Raw genomic sequence first — 17,772 nt, 5'->3', positions numbered from 1 at the left:
ATTTTATTCAGCATATGATGCGAGATAAAAAAGTATTGGCGGGAGAGTTGCGCTTGGTATTACCAACCGCCATTGGCCGTGCAGAAGTGGTGAAAGGCGTTCCTCAAGCGGTGATAAAGCAAGCCATTGAAGCGTGTCGTAACTAATAATCAATTGATTGGGATCATTAGGATAGTTGATGAGTTTAGCACATGAATTAGAGTTAGATTCTCAGACCGAGCTGCTTGAACGTTTGCAGCTTCTTACTCGTTTTGGTTCTAATTTTGTTAACGTTTATGGTGGACTGGGTGCCGGGAAGTCTTGGCTTGCGCAGCGCTATCTAGAGCATTGGGCTGAAGACAAGAACCAATCCTTATTGCTTTGTCATCCTAGTCAAAGCGATGAGCAACGTAGAACCACCATTTTGAATCAATTGGTCTCTGAGCCTCTCTTCAATCCGAGTGATGCGTTGCTCGATAGCTTTTGCTATCTGATTGGTGAAGATGAATGCGATATGGTGATTGCGATTGATGATGCTCATCTATTATCGGATGCTTTACTTTCCGAATTATGGATGTGGGTGTTGGAAGCGCAAAGTCATCCTCGTTGGACGATTAATGTTGTGCTATTTGCTCAGGCAAACCGTCTTGATGCCTTGTTAACACGCTTAACCTACGGGCAAGAGCATAAGCCGATAGAATTAGACATTGAACCTCTGAGTCAATATGAGGCTGATCGGTTATTTGAACAACGAGTCATGCGCTATATCGAGCCTGAACTCGAACGTCAGGTTCGCGCCGCCTATAAAAAAGTAAAACTGCTTCCGGGGGAGATTATGGCTTTAACTGAACAGAAAAATGAAAAACGGATCATTATTCGTTCTATTATTGCCTCACCAATGAATATTGCTCTGGTGACTGTTTTGCTGCTACTCATGATTGGTGGGGGGTATTGGTGGATGTGGTTGCAACCCTCTGCGGATGAAAAAAGTCAGCAATTCATTGACAGCCAAAAAACCATCGAGCAAACGGTGATTCCGACACTACCCCCACATGACATCGAGTTGAGCCAACCAGAACTTGTCGAGAATGCGGCCTCATCCCAGCCCGATTTCACTGGTATGGATGATGATTCAGCAGCACTACCTCCGGATGTGAAAGAAAGTTCAGAAGCAGTGGGGATTGCTGATTCTGCTCATCAACGAGTGGTCATTAGCTCTGATGTGGTCGATGCCTTGTTAGAAGGAAAGCCTCAGCAGCCCGTTGAGACAAGTGCCAGTGAGGTACAGCCTGCAGTCAATATTCAGGCGGATAATGCCGATATGCCACTGGAGCCCGTTGCTTTAACTGAGCCTCCCGAGCAACCTGGGTTGATTCGTTTTTCGTTTGCTAGAGAAGTGTTGCTTGACATGTCACCTCGCAGCTACACTTTGCAATTGGCCGCAGTTAACTCATTACAAGAAGTTCAAGCGTTTATCGATCAATACCAGCTAGAGGGGCAGGTGAATGTTTATCCTACCTTACGCAATGACGTTGATTGGTATATCGTGACTTACCAGAATTATCCAACCATTCAGTTAGCGCGTGACGCCGTTGCTACCTTGCCTACCGCTATTCAAACGTTAGGTCCATGGGCTAAATCACTCAGTCAAGTACACCGAGAGATTGAACGTGCGAAATAACGCTGAGTTTGGGCGGAAAATATGTTACATTCCGCTCCTTATTTTTTTCGGTGATTGATTAGAGCGGTAGATGAAAAAGCAGCGTGCCTTTTTGAAATGGGCTGGGGGTAAGTTTGGCCTAGTCGAAGAGATCCAACGCCATTTGCCATCCGCCCGAGAGTTGGTTGAACCCTTTGTCGGGGCTGGGTCAATTTTTCTCAATAGTGATTTTGAGCATTATTTGTTGGCGGATATTAATCCTGACTTAATCAATTTATATAACCTGTTAAAAACGGAACCGGATCATTACATTCGCGAAGCAAAACGTTGGTTTACACCGGAGAATAATCGCAAAGAAGCTTATTTGGATGTCCGTAAACAGTTCAACAGCTGTGATGACATCATGTACCGCTCATTGGCCTTCCTTTATATGAATCGTTTTGGGTTTAATGGTTTATGCCGTTATAACAAAAAAGGAGGGTTTAATGTGCCTTTTGGTTCGTATAAAAAACCGTACTTTCCTGAAGCTGAGTTAGAGTTTTTTGCTGAAAAAGCACAGCGAGCAACCTTTATTTGTGCCGGTTATCATCAAACATTCAGTCAAGCGACGCAAGAGAGTGTTATTTACTGTGATCCCCCTTATGCCCCCTTGTCTATGACCGCAAATTTTACCTCGTATGCGGGGAATGGTTTTTCACTTGATGATCAAGCTGCATTGGCTGATATTGCAGAAAAAACCGCGCAAGAACGAGGTATTCCTGTGCTTATCTCTAACCATGACACAATTTTAACTCGTCGCCTCTATCATGGTGCCCAACTGAATGCCGTTCAAGTGAAACGCACCATTAGCCGTAATGGTGCTGGACGCAATAAAGTGGACGAATTGCTCGCATTGTTTACCCCGAACAAAGGGTTTGTTTGCTGATTGATCAATTATTTTTCGGCAACAGATCCTAGGATCTCATCGCTTCCTTAGGGTAGAATGCGTTACCGCCGTTCTGTGCATTCCATCACCAAAGAGGTTAGCCATGAAAGATTTCCTTATTGCTCCATCCATTCTCTCGGCAGATTTTGCTCGTCTAGGCGACGATGTTGAAAAAGTTCTGGCAGCTGGGGCAGATGTTATTCACTTTGATGTGATGGATAATCATTATGTGCCGAACCTCACCTTTGGTGCTCCAATCTGTCAAGCACTACGTGATTATGGAATTACCGCGCCTATCGACGTTCATTTGATGGTAAAACCCGTTGACCGAATTATTCCTGATTTTGCCAAAGCGGGGGCATCAATGATTACCTTTCATGTTGAAGCCTCAGATCATGTCGATCGTACTTTACAGCTGATCAAAGAACACGGCTGTCAAGCCGGAGTGGTATTAAACCCAGCCACTCCGCTCAGTCATCTTGACTATATTATGGATAAAGTTGACCTTATTCTACTGATGTCGGTAAACCCAGGGTTTGGTGGTCAATCATTTATACCACACACGTTAGACAAATTGCGTGCTGTTCGGGAACGAATTGAACAAAGTGGTCGCTCTATTCGTTTGGAAATTGACGGTGGTGTGAAGGTAGATAACATTGCTGAAATTGCCCAAGCTGGTGCCGATATGTTTGTCGCCGGATCGGCTATTTTTGGTCAGCCAGATTATCAAGCGGTACTTAATGCCATGCGTGCGGAATTGGCCAAGGTTAAGTAATCCCTCATTCACTCATTAGGAATAAGTTTTGCAACCAATAAAGTTAATTGCCTTTGATCTCGACGGCACCTTACTCGATAGCGTACCTGATTTAGCCATTGCTGCGGATCAAGCAGTGCAAGCGTTAGGGTTTCCTAGCGTTTCTGAACAGCAAGTGCGTGATTATGTCGGTAATGGTGCAGATATACTCATTGCTCGCTGTTTGAGCCAAGGTTTACAGGTTGATTCAGCATTAGATCCGGCTATCTGTCATCAAGCTCGCGAGTTATTTGATGATTATTACGCAAAAACCGGCCATCAACAGAGTCACCTTTACCCACATGTAAAGCAAACCTTAGCCGAACTTCATCAAGCGGGGTTTATCTTAGCGTTAGTAACCAATAAACCGAGTAAATTTGTCCCAGATGTATTAACCCAACATGGAATCCGTGAATTTTTCCGCGATATCATTGGTGGTGATACATTTGCTGAGAAAAAACCGAATCCGATGGCATTAGAGTGGTTATTAGCTAAATATCGACTAGCTCCGCAACAGATGTTAATGGTAGGTGATTCTAAAAATGATATTCTAGCTGCGAAAAATGCCGGATGCGCATCGTTTGGTTTGACTTATGGCTACAACCACGGTGAGCCTATCTCGGCTGCTGAACCTGATGTGGTAGCAGATGATATTGCTCAGCTCATTGATGTCGTTATGGTTTGCGCTTAAAAATTATCACTTGCCACTAGTAAAATACTCATCAATGAGTACACTGCTATCTTGTGCCCGCAATCGGCGGGCACTGTTTTTCACAGAGTTTTCTGTCTTATTTCGTATTCAGTAACAAGGAATCATACCCATGAGCAAACCCATCGTATTGAGTGGTGTTCAACCGTCTGGTGAACTAAGTATCGGTAATTACTTGGGTGCTCTACGTCAATGGCAACAGATGCAAGACGATTATGATTGTCACTATTGTGTGGTTGATCTCCATGCGATCACGGTTCGTCAAGATCCGAAAGCATTGCGTGAAGCAACCTTAGATGCATTGGCAATCTGCTTAGCGGTTGGTGTTGATCCTCAAAAGAGCACATTATTCGTTCAGTCTCATGTACCAGAACATGCTCAATTGGGTTGGATTCTTAACTGTTACACGCAAATGGGCGAATTGAGCCGTATGACTCAATTCAAAGACAAATCAGCGCGTTACGCTAACGATGTCAATGCTGGGCTATTTGACTATCCGGTACTTATGGCTGCGGATATTTTATTGTATGGCGCGCATCAGGTGCCGGTCGGTAGCGATCAAAAACAGCATTTGGAATTGGCCCGCGATATTGCAACACGATTCAATAATATATATTGTCCAGATTCTGAAACGCCAATTTTTACTATTCCAGAGCCGTATATACCCAAAGTGAATGCGCGAGTGATGAGCTTACAGGATGCGACGAAGAAAATGTCGAAGTCGGATGATAATCGCAAAAACGTGATCACTTTGTTGGAAGATCCTAAATCTATCATTAAAAAGATCAACAAAGCACAAACTGATACCGAGACACCACCACGTATCGCTTACGATGTGGAAAATAAGGCCGGTATTTCTAACTTAATGGGCTTATTCTCTGCGGCAACGGGTCAATCTTTTGCAGATATTGAAGCCCAGTATGCTGGGGTTGAAATGTATGGCCCATTTAAGAAAGATGTCGGAGAAGCACTGGTTGCGATGCTCGAACCCGTCCAGGCAGAATATCATCGAATTCGTGATGACCGCAGTTATCTTAACAGTGTGATGAGTCAAGGGGCCGAGAAAGCGTCAGCCCAAGCATTAACAACCTTGAAAAAGGTATTTGATGCGGTTGGCTTTGTTGCTCGCGTTTAATGGTTTGGCAGGTCAGTGTAACTGGCCTGTTTTCTTTTTTGCTCATCATTCGTTTGCTCATCGCCATCTATGTTACTGATTATCGATAATTACGACTCATTCACCTATAACTTATACCAGTACTTTTGCCAATTGGGGGTAAAGGTTGATGTTGTGCGTAACGATGCAATCAATATTCAGCAAATCGAGGCCTTAGCACCTAGCCATTTAGTGATTTCCCCCGGGCCTGGTACACCGAATGAAGCTGGGATCTCTCTCGCCGCGATTGAACATTTTGCTGGGAAATTACCGATTTTGGGGGTTTGTCTCGGTCATCAAGCGATTGCACAAGTCTTTGGGGCCGATATTGTTCGCGCTCGACAAGTCATGCATGGTAAAACCTCGCGAATTCGCCATACGGGAAGCGGTGTGTTTGCTGGATTAAATAATCCACTGACCGTAACTCGTTATCACTCTCTCGTCGTAGCACCAGACACCTTATCCGATCAGTTTGAATTGACCGCTTGGACTGAGCATGCGAATGGAGCAATGGATGAGATTATGGGGTATCACCATAAAACTTGGCCAATTGATGCGGTTCAGTTTCATCCCGAATCGATAAAAACCGAGCAAGGCCACCAATTATTGGCCAATTTTTTACGTCGCTAATCCTCTGTTTGATCACTTTTTTTACATTTATCCTTCTTTTATAAGCCATTTTAAGTTTTGACAACTTATGCGCCAGATTTTCTGCTGTTCTATCCATTCTCTGAATTTATTGTCCTTTGGGAACTGTTTTTTGTTAAAGAGAAAAAAAGCTTCATAAAATTTGTGATTTAATGCATAAATAATCACATTGGGTCATACTAGTCTGTTTGATAGACAGTTAAAAAGCATAATTCACTATTGAATTGGTTAATATTTTGTAAATAAAATGCTTGGTAGGCTAGAATGCAATACAAAATCTTTTATGGGGATTTTGTTACGCCATCGTTGCGCTGCTTGGCATGTAGTATCGAGAAGGAATCTGTGATGACGGTAGAAAAACATGTGGATCGTGCTTTATTTGATGAGGTGATGGTACCTTGCTATAGCCCGATGGAATTTATTCCAGTCAAAGGTCAAGGCTCCCGAGTCTGGGATCAGCAAGGGCGTGAATATATCGATTTTGCTGGCGGTATTGCGGTCAGTTGCTTGGGCCATTGTCATCCCGTTTTGGTTCAAGCATTGACAGACCAAGCCAATAAGTTATGGCATTTGAGTAATGTAATGACTAATGAGCCAGCTTTACGCTTAGCGAAGCGGTTAACTGAGCTCAGCTTTGCTGAAAAAGTTTTTTTTGCTAATTCAGGCGCGGAAGCGAATGAAGCCGCCTTAAAGTTGGCTCGCCGTTATGCGGCGGATAACTTTGGCCCGGAAAAATCAGAAATTATTGCCTTTACTCAGGGATTTCATGGCCGAACCTTTTTTACCGTCACGGTTGGGGGGCAAGCCGCATACTCCGATGGTTTTGGCCCGAAGCCGGGCAATGTCACCCATCTTCCTTATAATGATATCAGTGCATTACAAGCGCAGATCTCTGATCGTACCTGTGCGGTGATGATGGAACCCTTACAAGGTGAAGGTGGTCTAATTTCACCCTCTGCTCCATTTATTCAAGCCGTACGAGAGCTTTGTGATAAACACCATGCATTGCTGATTTTTGATGAGGTTCAAACGGGCAATGGACGTACGGGAGATTTCTATGCCTACCAAGGTATCGGTGTGAAACCTGATATTCTTAGTACGGCCAAATCGCTCGGAGGAGGTTTCCCCATTGGCGCAATGTTGACGACCGATAAGCTGGCAAAACATTTAAGTGTCGGTACGCATGGGTCAACTTATGGTGGAAATCCATTAGCATGTGCCGTTGCAGAAGCGGTCGTGCAGATTGTGAGTCAGCCAGAGACGCTAGCGGGGGTTGTTAAGCGTGGCGAATGGATCCGTCAAGGTTTGGCTAAAATAAACGATAAGTATCAAGTTTTTAAAGAAATTCGAGGGAAAGGTCTATTGGTTGGTGCCGAGCTTAATGAGCAATGGCAAGGCCGAGCAAGAGAGATTCTTGTCGCAGCCGGTCAGCAAGGTTTAATGATCTTGGTGGCGGGAGCCAGTGTAATACGCATTACCCCATCGCTGATTATTAGTCAGCAAGAGATCGAACTTGGTTTGGAAAAATTGGATCAAGCGATTGCTTCACTGGTTTAGATCGCTTGATTCACTACATCCACCATGGAGCCGGTGGGTGTGCCTCTAGGTTTCATCTCTCTCCCTAGGGGCAGTTGACCTTTCGAACAAAGTTTAATCGCGAAAGGTCAACAAACCCTAGATTCTTCATGCGTCAGGAGGGAATATTGATGCTAGTTATTCGTCCAATTGCCATCTCAGACTTCGACGCTTTACATACTTGTGCGGTAGAGTCCGGTTATGGCTTTACTTCATTGCCGGTCAATCAAGAACTGCTAACGAAACGCATCGAACACTCAGAATATAGCTTTGCCAAAGCAGAGGTGTTATATCCGAGTGATGAAGGCTATCTGATGGTTGGGGTGGATTCAGAGACGGGTGAGGTGGTGGGGACAACCGGAATTGAAGCGGCTGTTGGTTGGGATCGCCCGAGTTATTCCTATCATATCAGTACCATTGTCCATTCATCTCATAAGTTGGGGGTGCATAATACGGTTAAACTGTTGACGTTTGGCAATAATTACACTGGGTGCAGTGAAATATGTACATTATTCCTACGTGAGCCTTACCGCCAAGGCTTAAATGGCCGTTTATTATCGAAAAGCCGTTTTTTAATGATGGCAGAGCATCCAGAGCGCTTCTCGCAAACTATTTTTGCGGAAATGCGCGGCGTTTCGGATGACAAGGGTAACTCTCCCTTCTGGCAGTGGTTACAACAGCACTTTTTCTCGATTGACTTTACACTGGCTGACTATCTGACCGGTATTGGTAAAAAAGGTTTTATTGCTGATTTGATGCCAAAGCTACCGATTTATATCAACTTGCTCAGTCCAGAAGCGCAAGCGGTGATCGGGCAAGTGCATGACAATACTCGACCAGCATTAGCTTTGCTTGAACAAGAGGGGTTTACTTGTCGTAATTATGTCGACATTTTTGATGCCGGCCCAACAGTAGAATGTGACCTTCGTCACATTGAGTCTGTGCGTCACTCCGTACGGGCTCGAGTTGAAGTGGCTCGCCATGCTAGTGGGCAAGATTACTTAATGTGTAATTGTACCTTTGAGAATTTTCGGGCAACGGCAGCCAAGGCGGGCTATAACCGAGAACGTGAGGTGGTGATCATTACACCTGACGTCGCGAAAGTACTAGAGGTCGAGCAAGGAGACTGGTTGCGGATTCTAGCGCAATAAAATAAAGGGGCAAGATCATGACACAATGGATTAATGGGCAATGGTTAGCTGGTGATGGAGAGGTTTTTTCCTCACTCAGTTCATATAACGGTTGCGTAATTTGGCAAGGAAATAGTGCGAGTCAAGTTCAAGTAGAGCAAGCGATTGCAGCGGCCCGTTCGGCCTTTATTCGTTGGAAAAATTGTCCCTATCATGAGCGAGAGCAAATCCTGCTCCGCTTTGCTGATCTTGTTCAAGCCAATAGTGAAAATATCGCAGAAATCATCGCTAAAGAGACCGGAAAACCGTTATGGGAAGCACGCACTGAAGCTGCAGCGATGGCGGGAAAAATTGCCATTTCCATTCGGGCTTATCAAGATCGCACAGGGGAACAACACCGTGCAACTGCGGGAAGTCAACTAGTGTTACGTCATTGCCCGCTGGGAGTCATGGCGGTATTTGGCCCTTATAACTTTCCTGTTCATCTACCGAATGGACATATTGTTCCGGCTTTATTGGCGGGTAATACGGTCGTATTTAAACCTTCAGAACAAACACCTTGGTGTGGCGAATTAGCGGCCAAGCTTTGGCAACAAGCGGGATTACCCGATGGTGTGTTGAACCTTGTGCAAGGTGGTAAAGAGACGGGCATTGCGCTAGCAAGTTCTGCGAATATTGATGGATTACTGTTCACGGGGAGCGCCAATACTGGCCACCTCTTACACCGTCAGTTTGCTGGTCAACCTGAGAAAATGTTGGCATTAGAAATGGGTGGTAACAACCCGTTGGTGGTGTCGAAGCAGTATGGTGAGATTGATGCCACCGTTTATACTATTATTCAATCTGCCTTTATTAGTGCAGGGCAGCGTTGTACTTGTGCTCGTCGCTTGTATCTTCCTGCTGATGAATCTGGCGATCGACTGCTAGCGAAGTTGGTTAGTACTGCGGCCAATTTAATCATTGATGAACCGTTTGCCGAGCCTGCTCCTTTTATGGGGCCGTTAATCTCGGTTGCCGCAGCACGGGCAATGATTCAAGCACAGGAACATTTATGTTCGCTCGGAGCTAAGCCATTGTTGGCGGCTCAGCTGTCTCATTTTGCGTTTGTTACTCCCGCCATTCTTGATGTGACGGAGATCGATAATTTACCCGATGAAGAATATTTTGGCCCATTGCTGCAAGTGGTCCGTTATCAGACGTTCGAGCAAGCTGTCGCATTTGCGAATCAGACTCGTTTTGGGTTGTCTGCGGGGCTGATTTCTACCGACGATACAGAGTGGCACTATTTTATCGATCATATTCGTGCCGGAATTGTCAACCGTAACCGCCCATTGACCGGAGCCAGTGGTGATGCGCCTTTTGGTGGCCCCGGTGCTTCTGGAAACTTACGTCCTAGTGCGTATTATGCGGCAGATTATTGCGCTTATCCTATGGCTTCGATGGAAGGGGAAAGCACACAATTGCCCACGACTTTAGCGCCTGGGATCGAGCTTATCCTATAAACGAGTAAATGGTTGGGTAAAAATAAGGAGGCGCTATGACTGTTGATGAATTATTCCAAGCCTTATGGGCTGATTACACCACACGACTTTGTCCTTCTGCGCAGCAAGTGCATCAGTTACTACAAGAAGGTTTTCCGCTAATCAATGACCATATTGCTTTACGAACCTTTAATATCGCACCGCTGGGCATGAATACTTTAGCTCAGCCTTTTCTAGCCTTAGGTTATCAAGCGTGTGGTGATTATTTGTTTGAGAGCAAAAAGTTAGTCGCTAAGCATTACGAGCACTCAGATCCTAAGCAGCCGAAAGTGTTTATTAGTGAATTAAAAGTTGAAGCGTGTTCAGCTGAGTTACAAGCGATAGTCGCTAAGTTAGTGGCTCAAGTGGATACGTCTCGTTTTGATCATGTTGACTTTCTTTACGCAGGCCGTCTATGGGATCTCTCGTTTGCTGATTATCAAATCTTAGCCAAAGAGAGCGAATATGCGGCATGGTTAGCGGCTCATGGCTATGGGGCAAATCACTTTACGGTCAGTGTGAATCAGCTCAAGGCATTCAATCAGGTTAAAGCGGTCAATGACCATTTACGTCAGGCAGGCTTCACCATTAACGAACATGGCGGTGAAGTGAAAGGAACCCCAGAAGTATTACTAGAACAGTCCTCGACCATGGCCGATAGGGTGCCAGTATCGTTTCACGAAGGTGTTGAAGTGATTCCTGGTGGTTTTTATGAATTTGCTAAACGTTATCCAATGGTAAATGGACAACTCTATCAAGGCTTTGTTGCCGCTTCTGCCGATAAAATTTTTGAGAGCACAGATAGAAAGTCGTGACCAAATAAAAAGCTACTTTAAAATGAATAAAGTAGCTTTGTGCATCTGTTATTTAATATCGCTAGCGGGTACCGTAAACGACAATGGTTTTGCCGTGTGCTGAAATTAAGTTTTGCTCTTCCAGCATTTTTAAAATACGACCCACAGTTTCACGTGAACAACCGACGATTTGGCCAATTTCCTGACGAGTGATTTTGATTTGCATCCCATCAGGATGAGTCATTGCATCAGGTTGTTTTGCTAGGTTGAGAAGCGTTTGCGCAATACGACCAGTCACGTCTAAGAAGGCAAGGTCGCCAACTTTTTGGCTGGTGACTTGCAGACGACGGGCCATTTGGCCTGACAAACGCATCAGAATATCAGGGTTAACTTGAATCAATTGGCGGAATTTTTTAAATGAGATCTCTGCCACTTCACAAGGCGATTTAGCTCGAACCCAAGCGGTACGTTCTTGATCTTCTTCGAACAAACCAAGCTCGCCGATGAAATCACCTTGATTAAGGTAAGAAAGAATCATCTCTTTACCTTCTTCATCTTTAATCAGTACCGCAACAGACCCTTTGACAATGTAGTACAAAGTTTCTGCCTTTTCGCCCGCATGAATCAGCGTGCTTTTAGAAGGGTACTTATGAATATGACAATGTGAAAGAAACCACTCTAGTGTTGGGTCGGTTTGAGGTTTACCTAGAACCATAATATCTCACTTCCTCTGCAGGGTATGCTCGCTGCTGTCCATATATTTTAGCGAAGCCTTAATGGGTTAACTAGAATAAGAGGACTTCCTAATTGCTGCAAGCTATCTTGTGTTCGGTATGGAATAGTATCCTTTTTCTCAGGCGATTTCTTGATTTTAATCGTATCAAAGTACGGATAATCTAAGCAAAAGTGTGCACATGATCACGGTATGAAAAGTAATCGTCATTAGCACGGAATGATTAACCAATTTTGCCCGATTCAATCAACTGTTGCAGTAGTGGTCGAACGATTAACTCCATGGTAAAGCTCATTTTTCCACCGGGGACAACGATGGTGTTGTGGCGAGACATAAATGAACCGTCTATCATCGCTAATAGATAAGGATAATCGACATTCTTGATCCCTCGCAGTCGAATCACCACAAAACTTTCATCTAAGCTAGGAATGCCTTTGGCGTTCAGTGGATTAGACGTGTCAACCGTTGGAACACGTTGAAAGTTAATGTGCGTGCGAGAAAATTGTGGCGTGATGTAATTAAGGTAATCATCCATTGAGCGAACGATGGAGTCCATGACCGCTTCTCGCGAATGACCTCTATCACGGGTATCTCGAACGTATTTTTGAATCCATTCTAAATTGACAATCGGTACCATGCCTATCAAAAAGTCAACATGCTGCGCAACATTGATTTCGCCATCGACAACTCCGCCATGAAGTCCTTCATAAAACAATACATCAGTATCTTCAGGCAGCTGTTGCCACGGGGTAAAGGTACCGGGCATTTGATTATAGGGAACGGCTTCATCAAACGTATGCAGGTAACGGCGAATTTGACCCGTACCTGATTTACCATATTCCCGAAAAAATTCTTGTAGCGCGGGAAAATCATTCGCTTGTGGGCCAAAATAACTGATGTGGCGACCTTGTTCACGCGCTTTTCGAATTTCAATATCCATTTCTGGGCGGGTAAAACGATGAAAACTGTCTCCTTCGACCCAAGCGGGTTTAATGTTCATCATATTGAACATTTTCCGAAATGCTTCTGATGTCGTGGTGGTTCCTGCGCCTGAAGAGCCAGTGACGGCAATAATAGGGTACTTTGCTGACATGACAAACCTTGTCTATAAATCCTCAACAGGCCACAGTGACCGTGTTGTTAGTTTTCACTATATCATGGAAAATTCGCCGCAGAAAATGGCAGATTCACACTCAATTAGCGAATTTTACTTTTGATATCGATCGTTTCATGTAATTCTGAATAGACGATCACCGCATCTCCTGTTTCCAGTTGGTGCTTTACTTGCTCGATTTTATCTTGCAAGCTCACCTCTGTTTCACCGTAGTCTGTCCCTTCTCTTAATACAAATTCTCGGATTAAATTCTCTAAGGTTTCATTGGCGATCTGTTGCCAAGGTACGATCATAAATACCTCAATTTATTTTATGTTCGAAGATCAATCGGTGAGCCACAGTTTTAGAATGATAAAAGTGATAAACAGCGAGCTTTGTGGTCAGGCGAATGAAAAGGCTTACAGCCCTGCGTAGTAGTCGGGGAGGGCCTTTTCTAACCAAAGCTCCGGTTGTGTGAGGGTGCCGGAGATAAATCCGACATGGCCACCATTAGTAAATAGTCGATAATCTATATTGTCGGGCAGCGAAAATTTAGGAATGACGGCATCGGTCATAAATGGGTCATCTTTGGCATGGATGATCTGGGTTGGGGTGCGGATTTCTTTCAATCGCTGCATACCAGAACAGCGTTGATAGTAATCATGCGCATTTTTAAAACCATGCAGTGGGGCGGTAATGAGCTGATCAAAGTCATACAGTTTTGTGATTCGTTGAATACCGTTTTCTGAAAGTCCGAGTGTGTCTTGGAGTAAGCGATGCTTTTTCAACGCGTTGCGTTTTAATGATGAGAGCAAATAACGACAATAGAGTTTGGAAAAACCTTGTTCAATACGTTGTGAGCAAGCGGCTAAGTCCAAAGGAGCTGAAATGGCCGTGGCAGCGGTAACAATGGGATCCGTTTGATAATCCGCAAGGTAATTGATCAACATATTACCGCCTAAGGATACTCCGGTAGCGACAATCGGTTGTTGGGGAAATTGTTGGCGTAAATATTCAAGTACCCAGCGGGCATCTGCAGTTTCTCCAGAATGATAAGCACGAGCTAAGTGATTCGGTTTACCACTACAGCCGCGAAAATGCATCATGACCGAAAGCCAGCCCTGTTTGGCAAAGGCATCCATTAATCCATTGGCATAAGGGCTATAAAAAGAGCCTTCCAAACCGTGGAATAGAATAAAAATAGGTTTGCTTTGCGCCTTTTTTGTGCCCGGCGCTTCACTCCAAGCGAGATCGAGAAAATCACCATCGGGGGTATCGAGTGTTTGCCACGTGGGTTCAAACCGTGCCTTTTTGCGAATGAAACGGGGGAGCAGTGTTTGTAAGTGCGGGTTTTGTAAACCGCTGGCGGCAACGAATGGATGCATTATTTGACCCTAACTCATAATTTATCGCGCCAGTATACACCGAAGTCATATGCCCTTCCTAACGAGAACCATGATGTTCGGCTTGCTTTGCTTTAGCCGATGTTGACGGGGGACGAGAATCGTTGGCTCAAATGTGATGCTCCTAGCTGCTGACAGTAGTTTGTAGTGAGGGGTATCTCGCTTGATGTGGTCATTGGGAGCTGATGAATACAGGCGATGAGATCGGCTTGCTGCTGTTTTTCTATCTGCAATTCAAATTGTAGGGCTTCGCGATATAGTGTATCGGGTAGGTGAGACTTTAGCTTACGACGCAGTTCTCGGTAATGTTCGATAAGATCTTCAGTTTGCGCTAATGCGCTGGCAATTGTTGCCCAAGCCGATTCAGGGAAGGTCAGTTGTTTCTCATCTAACCATTTGAGCAACAATAGTAAATTTACATTGCCATGAAACTGATTTTGCAAGCATAAGCACGCCTCTTTGACTTCTCGAACACTGTAATAGCGTAAACTGAATTGCCATAGGCTTTCCAGGGTCAGTAAAGACGTGGCGTGCATATCATTCATTGACTGTTGAATTCCTGTTCCATCTGTTCGAGGTTTTCTTGTGCGCTCATCCATTCGCTTTCAACCGATTCTAATTCAGATTTACTACTGGCTTGTGTGGCGAGTACCTCTGTCAGTTTAGCCTTATTTTCCCCGTCATATAAGGTGGTATCAGATAACGTGAATTCCATTTGAGCTAAAATTGCATTCAACGTATCCATTTTTTCTTCGAGCTGTGTCAGTTTTTTGCGAATTGGTGCCGTTTGCTTACGAAAATCGGCTTCTCGACGCTTTTGTTCTTTTTTGGCGGCCGCACTATTGCTGCTGTCTTTATTGGGTTGAGCTACTTGTGCTTCTTTACGTGCAGCTTTTTGTTGATCAGTGAGCCATTTATAGTAATCGGTCAGATCGCCATCAAAAGGTGCGACTTGTCGATCATGAACCAGATAAAGATCATCGGTGGTGGCTCGTAGTAAATAACGATCGTGACTGACGATCACCATCGCGCCTTCAAAACTTTGTAAAGCCAGTGTGAGAGCTTGGCGCATATCTAGATCTAAGTGGTTGGTTGGTTCATCAAGCAGTAGCAGATTTGGCTTTTGCCATACCACTAACGCCAGCACCAAGCGTGCTTTTTCACCCCCCGAGAAAGGGGCAACTTTTTCGAGTGCTTTATCGCCATGGAATCCAAAGCTACCAAGATAATTACGTAGTTCTAATTCGGTTTTCTCAGGCGCAAGCTGCATCATATGCTGTAGTGGCGTTTCTTCTGGGTGTAAGGTCTCGAGTTGGTGCTGAGCAAAATAACCAATTTTGACTCCTTGAGAATAAGTGAGATCGCCCCCTAGAGCGGTTAGCTCGCTTGATAGCAGTTTAATTAGCGTGGATTTCCCCGCACCGTTACGGCCAAGCAGACCAATGCGACTACCGGGAACCAAGTTAAGACGAATTTTTTCTAAAATAAGATGATCGCCATAACCTGCACTGACGTTATCCATCATTAAAATAGGATTGGGTAAGGCGCTGGGCTCTCGAAATTCAAAACTAAAGGGGTTATCAAATTGTGCTGGCAGCACTTTTTCCATTTTTTCGAGTGCTTTAATTCGGCTTTGGGCTTGGCGTGCTTTAGATGCTTTATAACGAAAACGATCAATATAGCTCTGCATATGAGCCATCTGTTTTTGTTGTTTTTGAAATTGTGCTTGCTGCTGCATCAGTTTTTGAGCACGTTGGACTTCAAAAGAGGAATAGTTTCCGGTGTATTCATTAAGCTGCTGATTTTCGATATGAATAATGCGATTAATGATTGGATCTAGAAAATCACGATCATGAGAGATTAATAATAAGGTACCGGGATAACTTTGTAGCCAACGTTCTAACCACATCACGGCATCTAAATCTAAGTGGTTAGTGGGCTCGTCAAGTAATAGTAAGTCAGAGCGGCAAATAAGAGCTTGAGCAAGGTTAAGACGCATACGCCAGCCACCAGAAAATTGAGTGAGGTTCCACCCCATCTGCTCTTGGCTAAAGCCCAATCCATCAAGCAGTTCTGAAGCTCGAGCTTTAATACTATAGCCACCGATGGTTTCGATTTGCCCATGTAGTTCAGCCACTCGTGTGCCGTTATCTAATCGTTCAGCCTCACTGAGTTGTTTTTCCAGTTGACGGTATTCTCTATCGCCATCAATCACATACTCTAAGGCTTGACGCTCAAGCGCTGGTGTTTCTTGAGCAACCCAAGCCATTTCCCAATGTGCAGGCAGGCTAAACGATCCAGCATCAATGGATAGTTCGTCTTTGAGCAGAGCGAATAATGTCGATTTACCGCAGCCATTTTTTCCGACTAGTCCGACTTTATCGCCAGGATGAATGGTAGCAGAAGCTTGGTCAAGGAGAGGTTTCCCACCGCGAAGTAACTGAATGTCAGAGAAGGTAATCATAATAAATCGTATCTAGTTAGCCGTGATTGTGTCGTCGCGAATAGTAGGGGCAATCAGGATAAATGTCGAACATTATACATTCGTATGTCCTTATGATGCTTATCGCTTTTGTATTTGAATCTCAATATTATTGGCGATGGTTTTTATCCCAATGCTCCCCCTTATCTATCTTTATGAGCCATGATTTACTTGCGGTTAATCTGCAACTTTAAGTTGTTTTGATATATAGTTTGTTAATAAAAAGTGATTAATTAATGTATTCTTTTTATTAAAACGTGTGGTTTTTATCTTGAACAAAATTTAATCGAGAAAGGTCAACAGACCTTAGGAAGAACAGGCTCTAGGAAGAGAGTGCTGTATTTTACGCTTCATTTGCTTATCGAGGGAGTTAAGAATGAGCGAGGCTGATGTTAAGCCAAAGGTTTTAGTTATTTATGCTCACCCTGATCCGGATCATTCGGTGGCTAATCAGGTGATGATCGAGCACATCGCGACGTTACCACATGTCACACTTATTGATCTTTATGCAACATATCCTGATTTCTTCATTGATGTTCACCGCGAACATCAGAGACTACTTGCTCACGATGTCATTGTATTTCAGCATCCACTCTATCTTTATTCTTGCCCAGCTTTACTGAAAGAGTGGATGGATATGGTGTTAGGCAAAGGTTTCGCTTTTGGGCCTGAAAGTGCGTTGCGGGGTAAATATTGGCGCAGTGTGATTACCGTCGGAGGACAACAAGAGGCTTTTAGTGAGCAAGGTTACAATCGTTATCCATTGAGTGACATTTTGCAGCCGTTTGAATTAACCGCAGCATTATGTCGTATGCAGTGGATTGACCCATTGGTGATCTATTGGGCAAGGCATATCAGTGATGCTGAACGCCGACAACATGCCGCACAATATGTCTCTTGGCTAGAAGGGTTATGTCATGATGACTGATTGGCTATCTAGTTCGGTGATTTTTTTGATGGCCGCTGTGGTCGCGGTGCCGATTGCTCAGCGGCTAGGCCTTGGGGCGATTTTAGGGTATTTACTTGCTGGGATAGTGATTGGACCTTGGGGCTTAAAACTCATTAATGACGTGAATGCAATTTTACACTTTGCTGAATTTGGTGTGGTGCTATTGCTATTTTTAGTTGGGTTAGAGCTGAACCCTAAGCGATTGTGGCGTATGAAAGGGCCGATC

At 44.3% G+C, this 17,772-nt stretch carries 18 protein-coding genes and 2 pseudogenes; 14 read left to right on the top strand and 6 right to left on the bottom strand.

Features of this window, described 5'->3' with window-relative positions; genetic code table 11:
- The 12 genes and pseudogenes from B7C60_RS17745 to B7C60_RS03705 all read left to right on the top strand — a co-directional run.
- Positions 1-146 (top strand): annotated as a pseudogene (locus B7C60_RS17745) (3-dehydroquinate synthase); the annotation flags it as partial.
- A 32-nt stretch (positions 147-178) separates the two neighbouring features.
- Positions 179-1,225, top strand: a pseudogene (locus B7C60_RS03750) (ATP-binding protein); the annotation flags it as partial.
- Positions 1,226-1,300: 75 nt separating this feature from the next.
- On the top strand, positions 1,301-1,660 hold the full coding sequence (locus tag B7C60_RS20055) for an SPOR domain-containing protein (RefSeq protein ID WP_425445493.1): 360 nt from the start codon (positions 1,301-1,303) through the stop codon (positions 1,658-1,660).
- A gap of 70 nt (positions 1,661-1,730) precedes the next feature.
- Positions 1,731-2,564, top strand: a complete 834-nt coding sequence (locus tag B7C60_RS03745) for a Dam family site-specific DNA-(adenine-N6)-methyltransferase (RefSeq protein ID WP_099610493.1) — start codon at positions 1,731-1,733, stop codon at positions 2,562-2,564.
- Between the two features lie 103 nt (positions 2,565-2,667).
- Entirely contained in the window at positions 2,668-3,339 is a 672-nt protein-coding gene (rpe, locus tag B7C60_RS03740) for a ribulose-phosphate 3-epimerase (protein WP_099610492.1), read from the top strand.
- Positions 3,340-3,367: 28 nt separating this feature from the next.
- Positions 3,368-4,048 carry a phosphoglycolate phosphatase gene (locus B7C60_RS03735; protein WP_099610491.1) on the top strand — a complete coding sequence of 227 codons (681 nt, stop codon included), beginning with the start codon at positions 3,368-3,370 and terminating at the stop codon, positions 4,046-4,048.
- 130 nt (positions 4,049-4,178) lie between these two features.
- Positions 4,179-5,201: a tryptophan--tRNA ligase gene (gene trpS / locus B7C60_RS03730; protein ID WP_099610490.1), complete on the top strand. Its 1,023-nt coding sequence runs from the start codon at positions 4,179-4,181 to the stop codon at positions 5,199-5,201.
- Positions 5,202-5,270: 69 nt separating this feature from the next.
- On the top strand, positions 5,271-5,849 hold the full coding sequence (locus tag B7C60_RS03725) for an aminodeoxychorismate/anthranilate synthase component II (protein ID WP_099610489.1): 579 nt from the start codon (positions 5,271-5,273) through the stop codon (positions 5,847-5,849).
- A gap of 363 nt (positions 5,850-6,212) precedes the next feature.
- Entirely contained in the window at positions 6,213-7,424 is a 1,212-nt protein-coding gene (locus tag B7C60_RS03720; RefSeq protein WP_099610488.1) for an aspartate aminotransferase family protein, read from the top strand.
- Positions 7,425-7,573: 149 nt separating this feature from the next.
- Complete coding sequence (gene astA, locus B7C60_RS03715; protein ID WP_099610487.1) at positions 7,574-8,593, top strand: arginine N-succinyltransferase; 1,020 nt, start codon at positions 7,574-7,576, stop codon at positions 8,591-8,593.
- A 17-nt stretch (positions 8,594-8,610) separates the two neighbouring features.
- Positions 8,611-10,074, top strand: a complete 1,464-nt coding sequence (gene astD / locus B7C60_RS03710; protein WP_099610486.1) for a succinylglutamate-semialdehyde dehydrogenase — start codon at positions 8,611-8,613, stop codon at positions 10,072-10,074.
- A 35-nt stretch (positions 10,075-10,109) separates the two neighbouring features.
- The gene (locus tag B7C60_RS03705; RefSeq protein WP_099610485.1) at positions 10,110-10,907 is read left to right on the top strand and encodes a DUF1338 domain-containing protein; all 798 of its coding nucleotides are present in this window, start codon (positions 10,110-10,112) and stop codon (positions 10,905-10,907) included.
- A gap of 61 nt (positions 10,908-10,968) precedes the next feature.
- Here the strand turns inward: B7C60_RS03705 and crp are convergent, their stop codons facing one another.
- The 6 genes from crp to B7C60_RS03675 all read right to left on the bottom strand — a co-directional run bounded on the left by crp (position 10,969) and on the right by B7C60_RS03675 (position 16,579).
- Positions 10,969-11,601, bottom strand: a complete 633-nt coding sequence (gene crp, locus B7C60_RS03700; RefSeq protein ID WP_004394497.1) for a cAMP-activated global transcriptional regulator CRP — start codon at positions 11,599-11,601, stop codon at positions 10,969-10,971.
- A gap of 241 nt (positions 11,602-11,842) precedes the next feature.
- Positions 11,843-12,712, bottom strand: a complete 870-nt coding sequence (locus B7C60_RS03695) for a phosphoribulokinase (RefSeq protein WP_099610484.1) — start codon at positions 12,710-12,712, stop codon at positions 11,843-11,845.
- A gap of 104 nt (positions 12,713-12,816) precedes the next feature.
- Positions 12,817-13,026, bottom strand: coding sequence for a YheU family protein (locus B7C60_RS03690; protein ID WP_099610483.1), 210 nt, complete (start codon positions 13,024-13,026; stop codon positions 12,817-12,819).
- Positions 13,027-13,131: 105 nt separating this feature from the next.
- Complete coding sequence (locus B7C60_RS03685) at positions 13,132-14,097, bottom strand: hydrolase (protein ID WP_099610482.1); 966 nt, start codon at positions 14,095-14,097, stop codon at positions 13,132-13,134.
- A gap of 92 nt (positions 14,098-14,189) precedes the next feature.
- Positions 14,190-14,660: a TIGR02444 family protein gene (locus B7C60_RS03680; protein WP_099610481.1), complete on the bottom strand. Its 471-nt coding sequence runs from the start codon at positions 14,658-14,660 to the stop codon at positions 14,190-14,192.
- Positions 14,657-16,579: an ABC transporter ATP-binding protein gene (locus B7C60_RS03675; protein ID WP_099610480.1), complete on the bottom strand. Its 1,923-nt coding sequence runs from the start codon at positions 16,577-16,579 to the stop codon at positions 14,657-14,659. The genes B7C60_RS03680 and B7C60_RS03675 overlap by 4 nt, the downstream gene beginning before the upstream one ends.
- A 394-nt stretch (positions 16,580-16,973) precedes the next feature.
- On the opposite strand from B7C60_RS03675, the gene kefG reads away from it, so the two are divergent.
- Complete coding sequence (gene kefG, locus B7C60_RS03670) at positions 16,974-17,525, top strand: glutathione-regulated potassium-efflux system ancillary protein KefG (protein WP_099610479.1); 552 nt, start codon at positions 16,974-16,976, stop codon at positions 17,523-17,525.
- Positions 17,515-17,772, top strand: a 258-nt coding sequence (locus B7C60_RS17740; protein WP_425445491.1) for a cation:proton antiporter domain-containing protein, incomplete at its 3' end; no start/stop codon positions are given. The genes kefG and B7C60_RS17740, both read left to right, overlap by 11 nt.

The sequence above is a fragment of the Vibrio fujianensis genome (assembly GCF_002749895.1).
In the GTDB taxonomy this organism is placed as follows: Bacteria; Pseudomonadota; Gammaproteobacteria; order Enterobacterales; family Vibrionaceae; genus Vibrio; species Vibrio fujianensis.
Note: the sequence above shows the minus strand (reverse complement) of the source record. Positions and strands in the feature narration are given on the sequence as shown.

Coding starts and splice junctions, on each gene's coding strand:
- B7C60_RS20055 (WP_425445493.1), top strand. CDS start 1,301: ATGCCACTGGAGCCCGTTGCTTTAACTGAGCCTCCCGAGCAACCTGGG.
- B7C60_RS03745 (WP_099610493.1), top strand. CDS start 1,731: ATGAAAAAGCAGCGTGCCTTTTTGAAATGGGCTGGGGGTAAGTTTGGC.
- rpe (WP_099610492.1), top strand. CDS start 2,668: ATGAAAGATTTCCTTATTGCTCCATCCATTCTCTCGGCAGATTTTGCT.
- trpS (WP_099610490.1), top strand. CDS start 4,179: ATGAGCAAACCCATCGTATTGAGTGGTGTTCAACCGTCTGGTGAACTA.
- B7C60_RS03725 (WP_099610489.1), top strand. CDS start 5,271: ATGTTACTGATTATCGATAATTACGACTCATTCACCTATAACTTATAC.
- B7C60_RS03720 (WP_099610488.1), top strand. CDS start 6,213: ATGACGGTAGAAAAACATGTGGATCGTGCTTTATTTGATGAGGTGATG.
- astA (WP_099610487.1), top strand. CDS start 7,574: ATGCTAGTTATTCGTCCAATTGCCATCTCAGACTTCGACGCTTTACAT.
- astD (WP_099610486.1), top strand. CDS start 8,611: ATGACACAATGGATTAATGGGCAATGGTTAGCTGGTGATGGAGAGGTT.
- B7C60_RS03705 (WP_099610485.1), top strand. CDS start 10,110: ATGACTGTTGATGAATTATTCCAAGCCTTATGGGCTGATTACACCACA.
- crp (WP_004394497.1), bottom strand. CDS start 11,601: ATGGTTCTAGGTAAACCTCAAACCGACCCAACACTAGAGTGGTTTCTT.
- B7C60_RS03695 (WP_099610484.1), bottom strand. CDS start 12,712: ATGTCAGCAAAGTACCCTATTATTGCCGTCACTGGCTCTTCAGGCGCA.
- B7C60_RS03690 (WP_099610483.1), bottom strand. CDS start 13,026: ATGATCGTACCTTGGCAACAGATCGCCAATGAAACCTTAGAGAATTTA.
- B7C60_RS03685 (WP_099610482.1), bottom strand. CDS start 14,097: ATGCATCCATTCGTTGCCGCCAGCGGTTTACAAAACCCGCACTTACAA.
- B7C60_RS03680 (WP_099610481.1), bottom strand. CDS start 14,660: ATGAATGATATGCACGCCACGTCTTTACTGACCCTGGAAAGCCTATGG.
- B7C60_RS03675 (WP_099610480.1), bottom strand. CDS start 16,579: ATGATTACCTTCTCTGACATTCAGTTACTTCGCGGTGGGAAACCTCTC.
- kefG (WP_099610479.1), top strand. CDS start 16,974: ATGAGCGAGGCTGATGTTAAGCCAAAGGTTTTAGTTATTTATGCTCAC.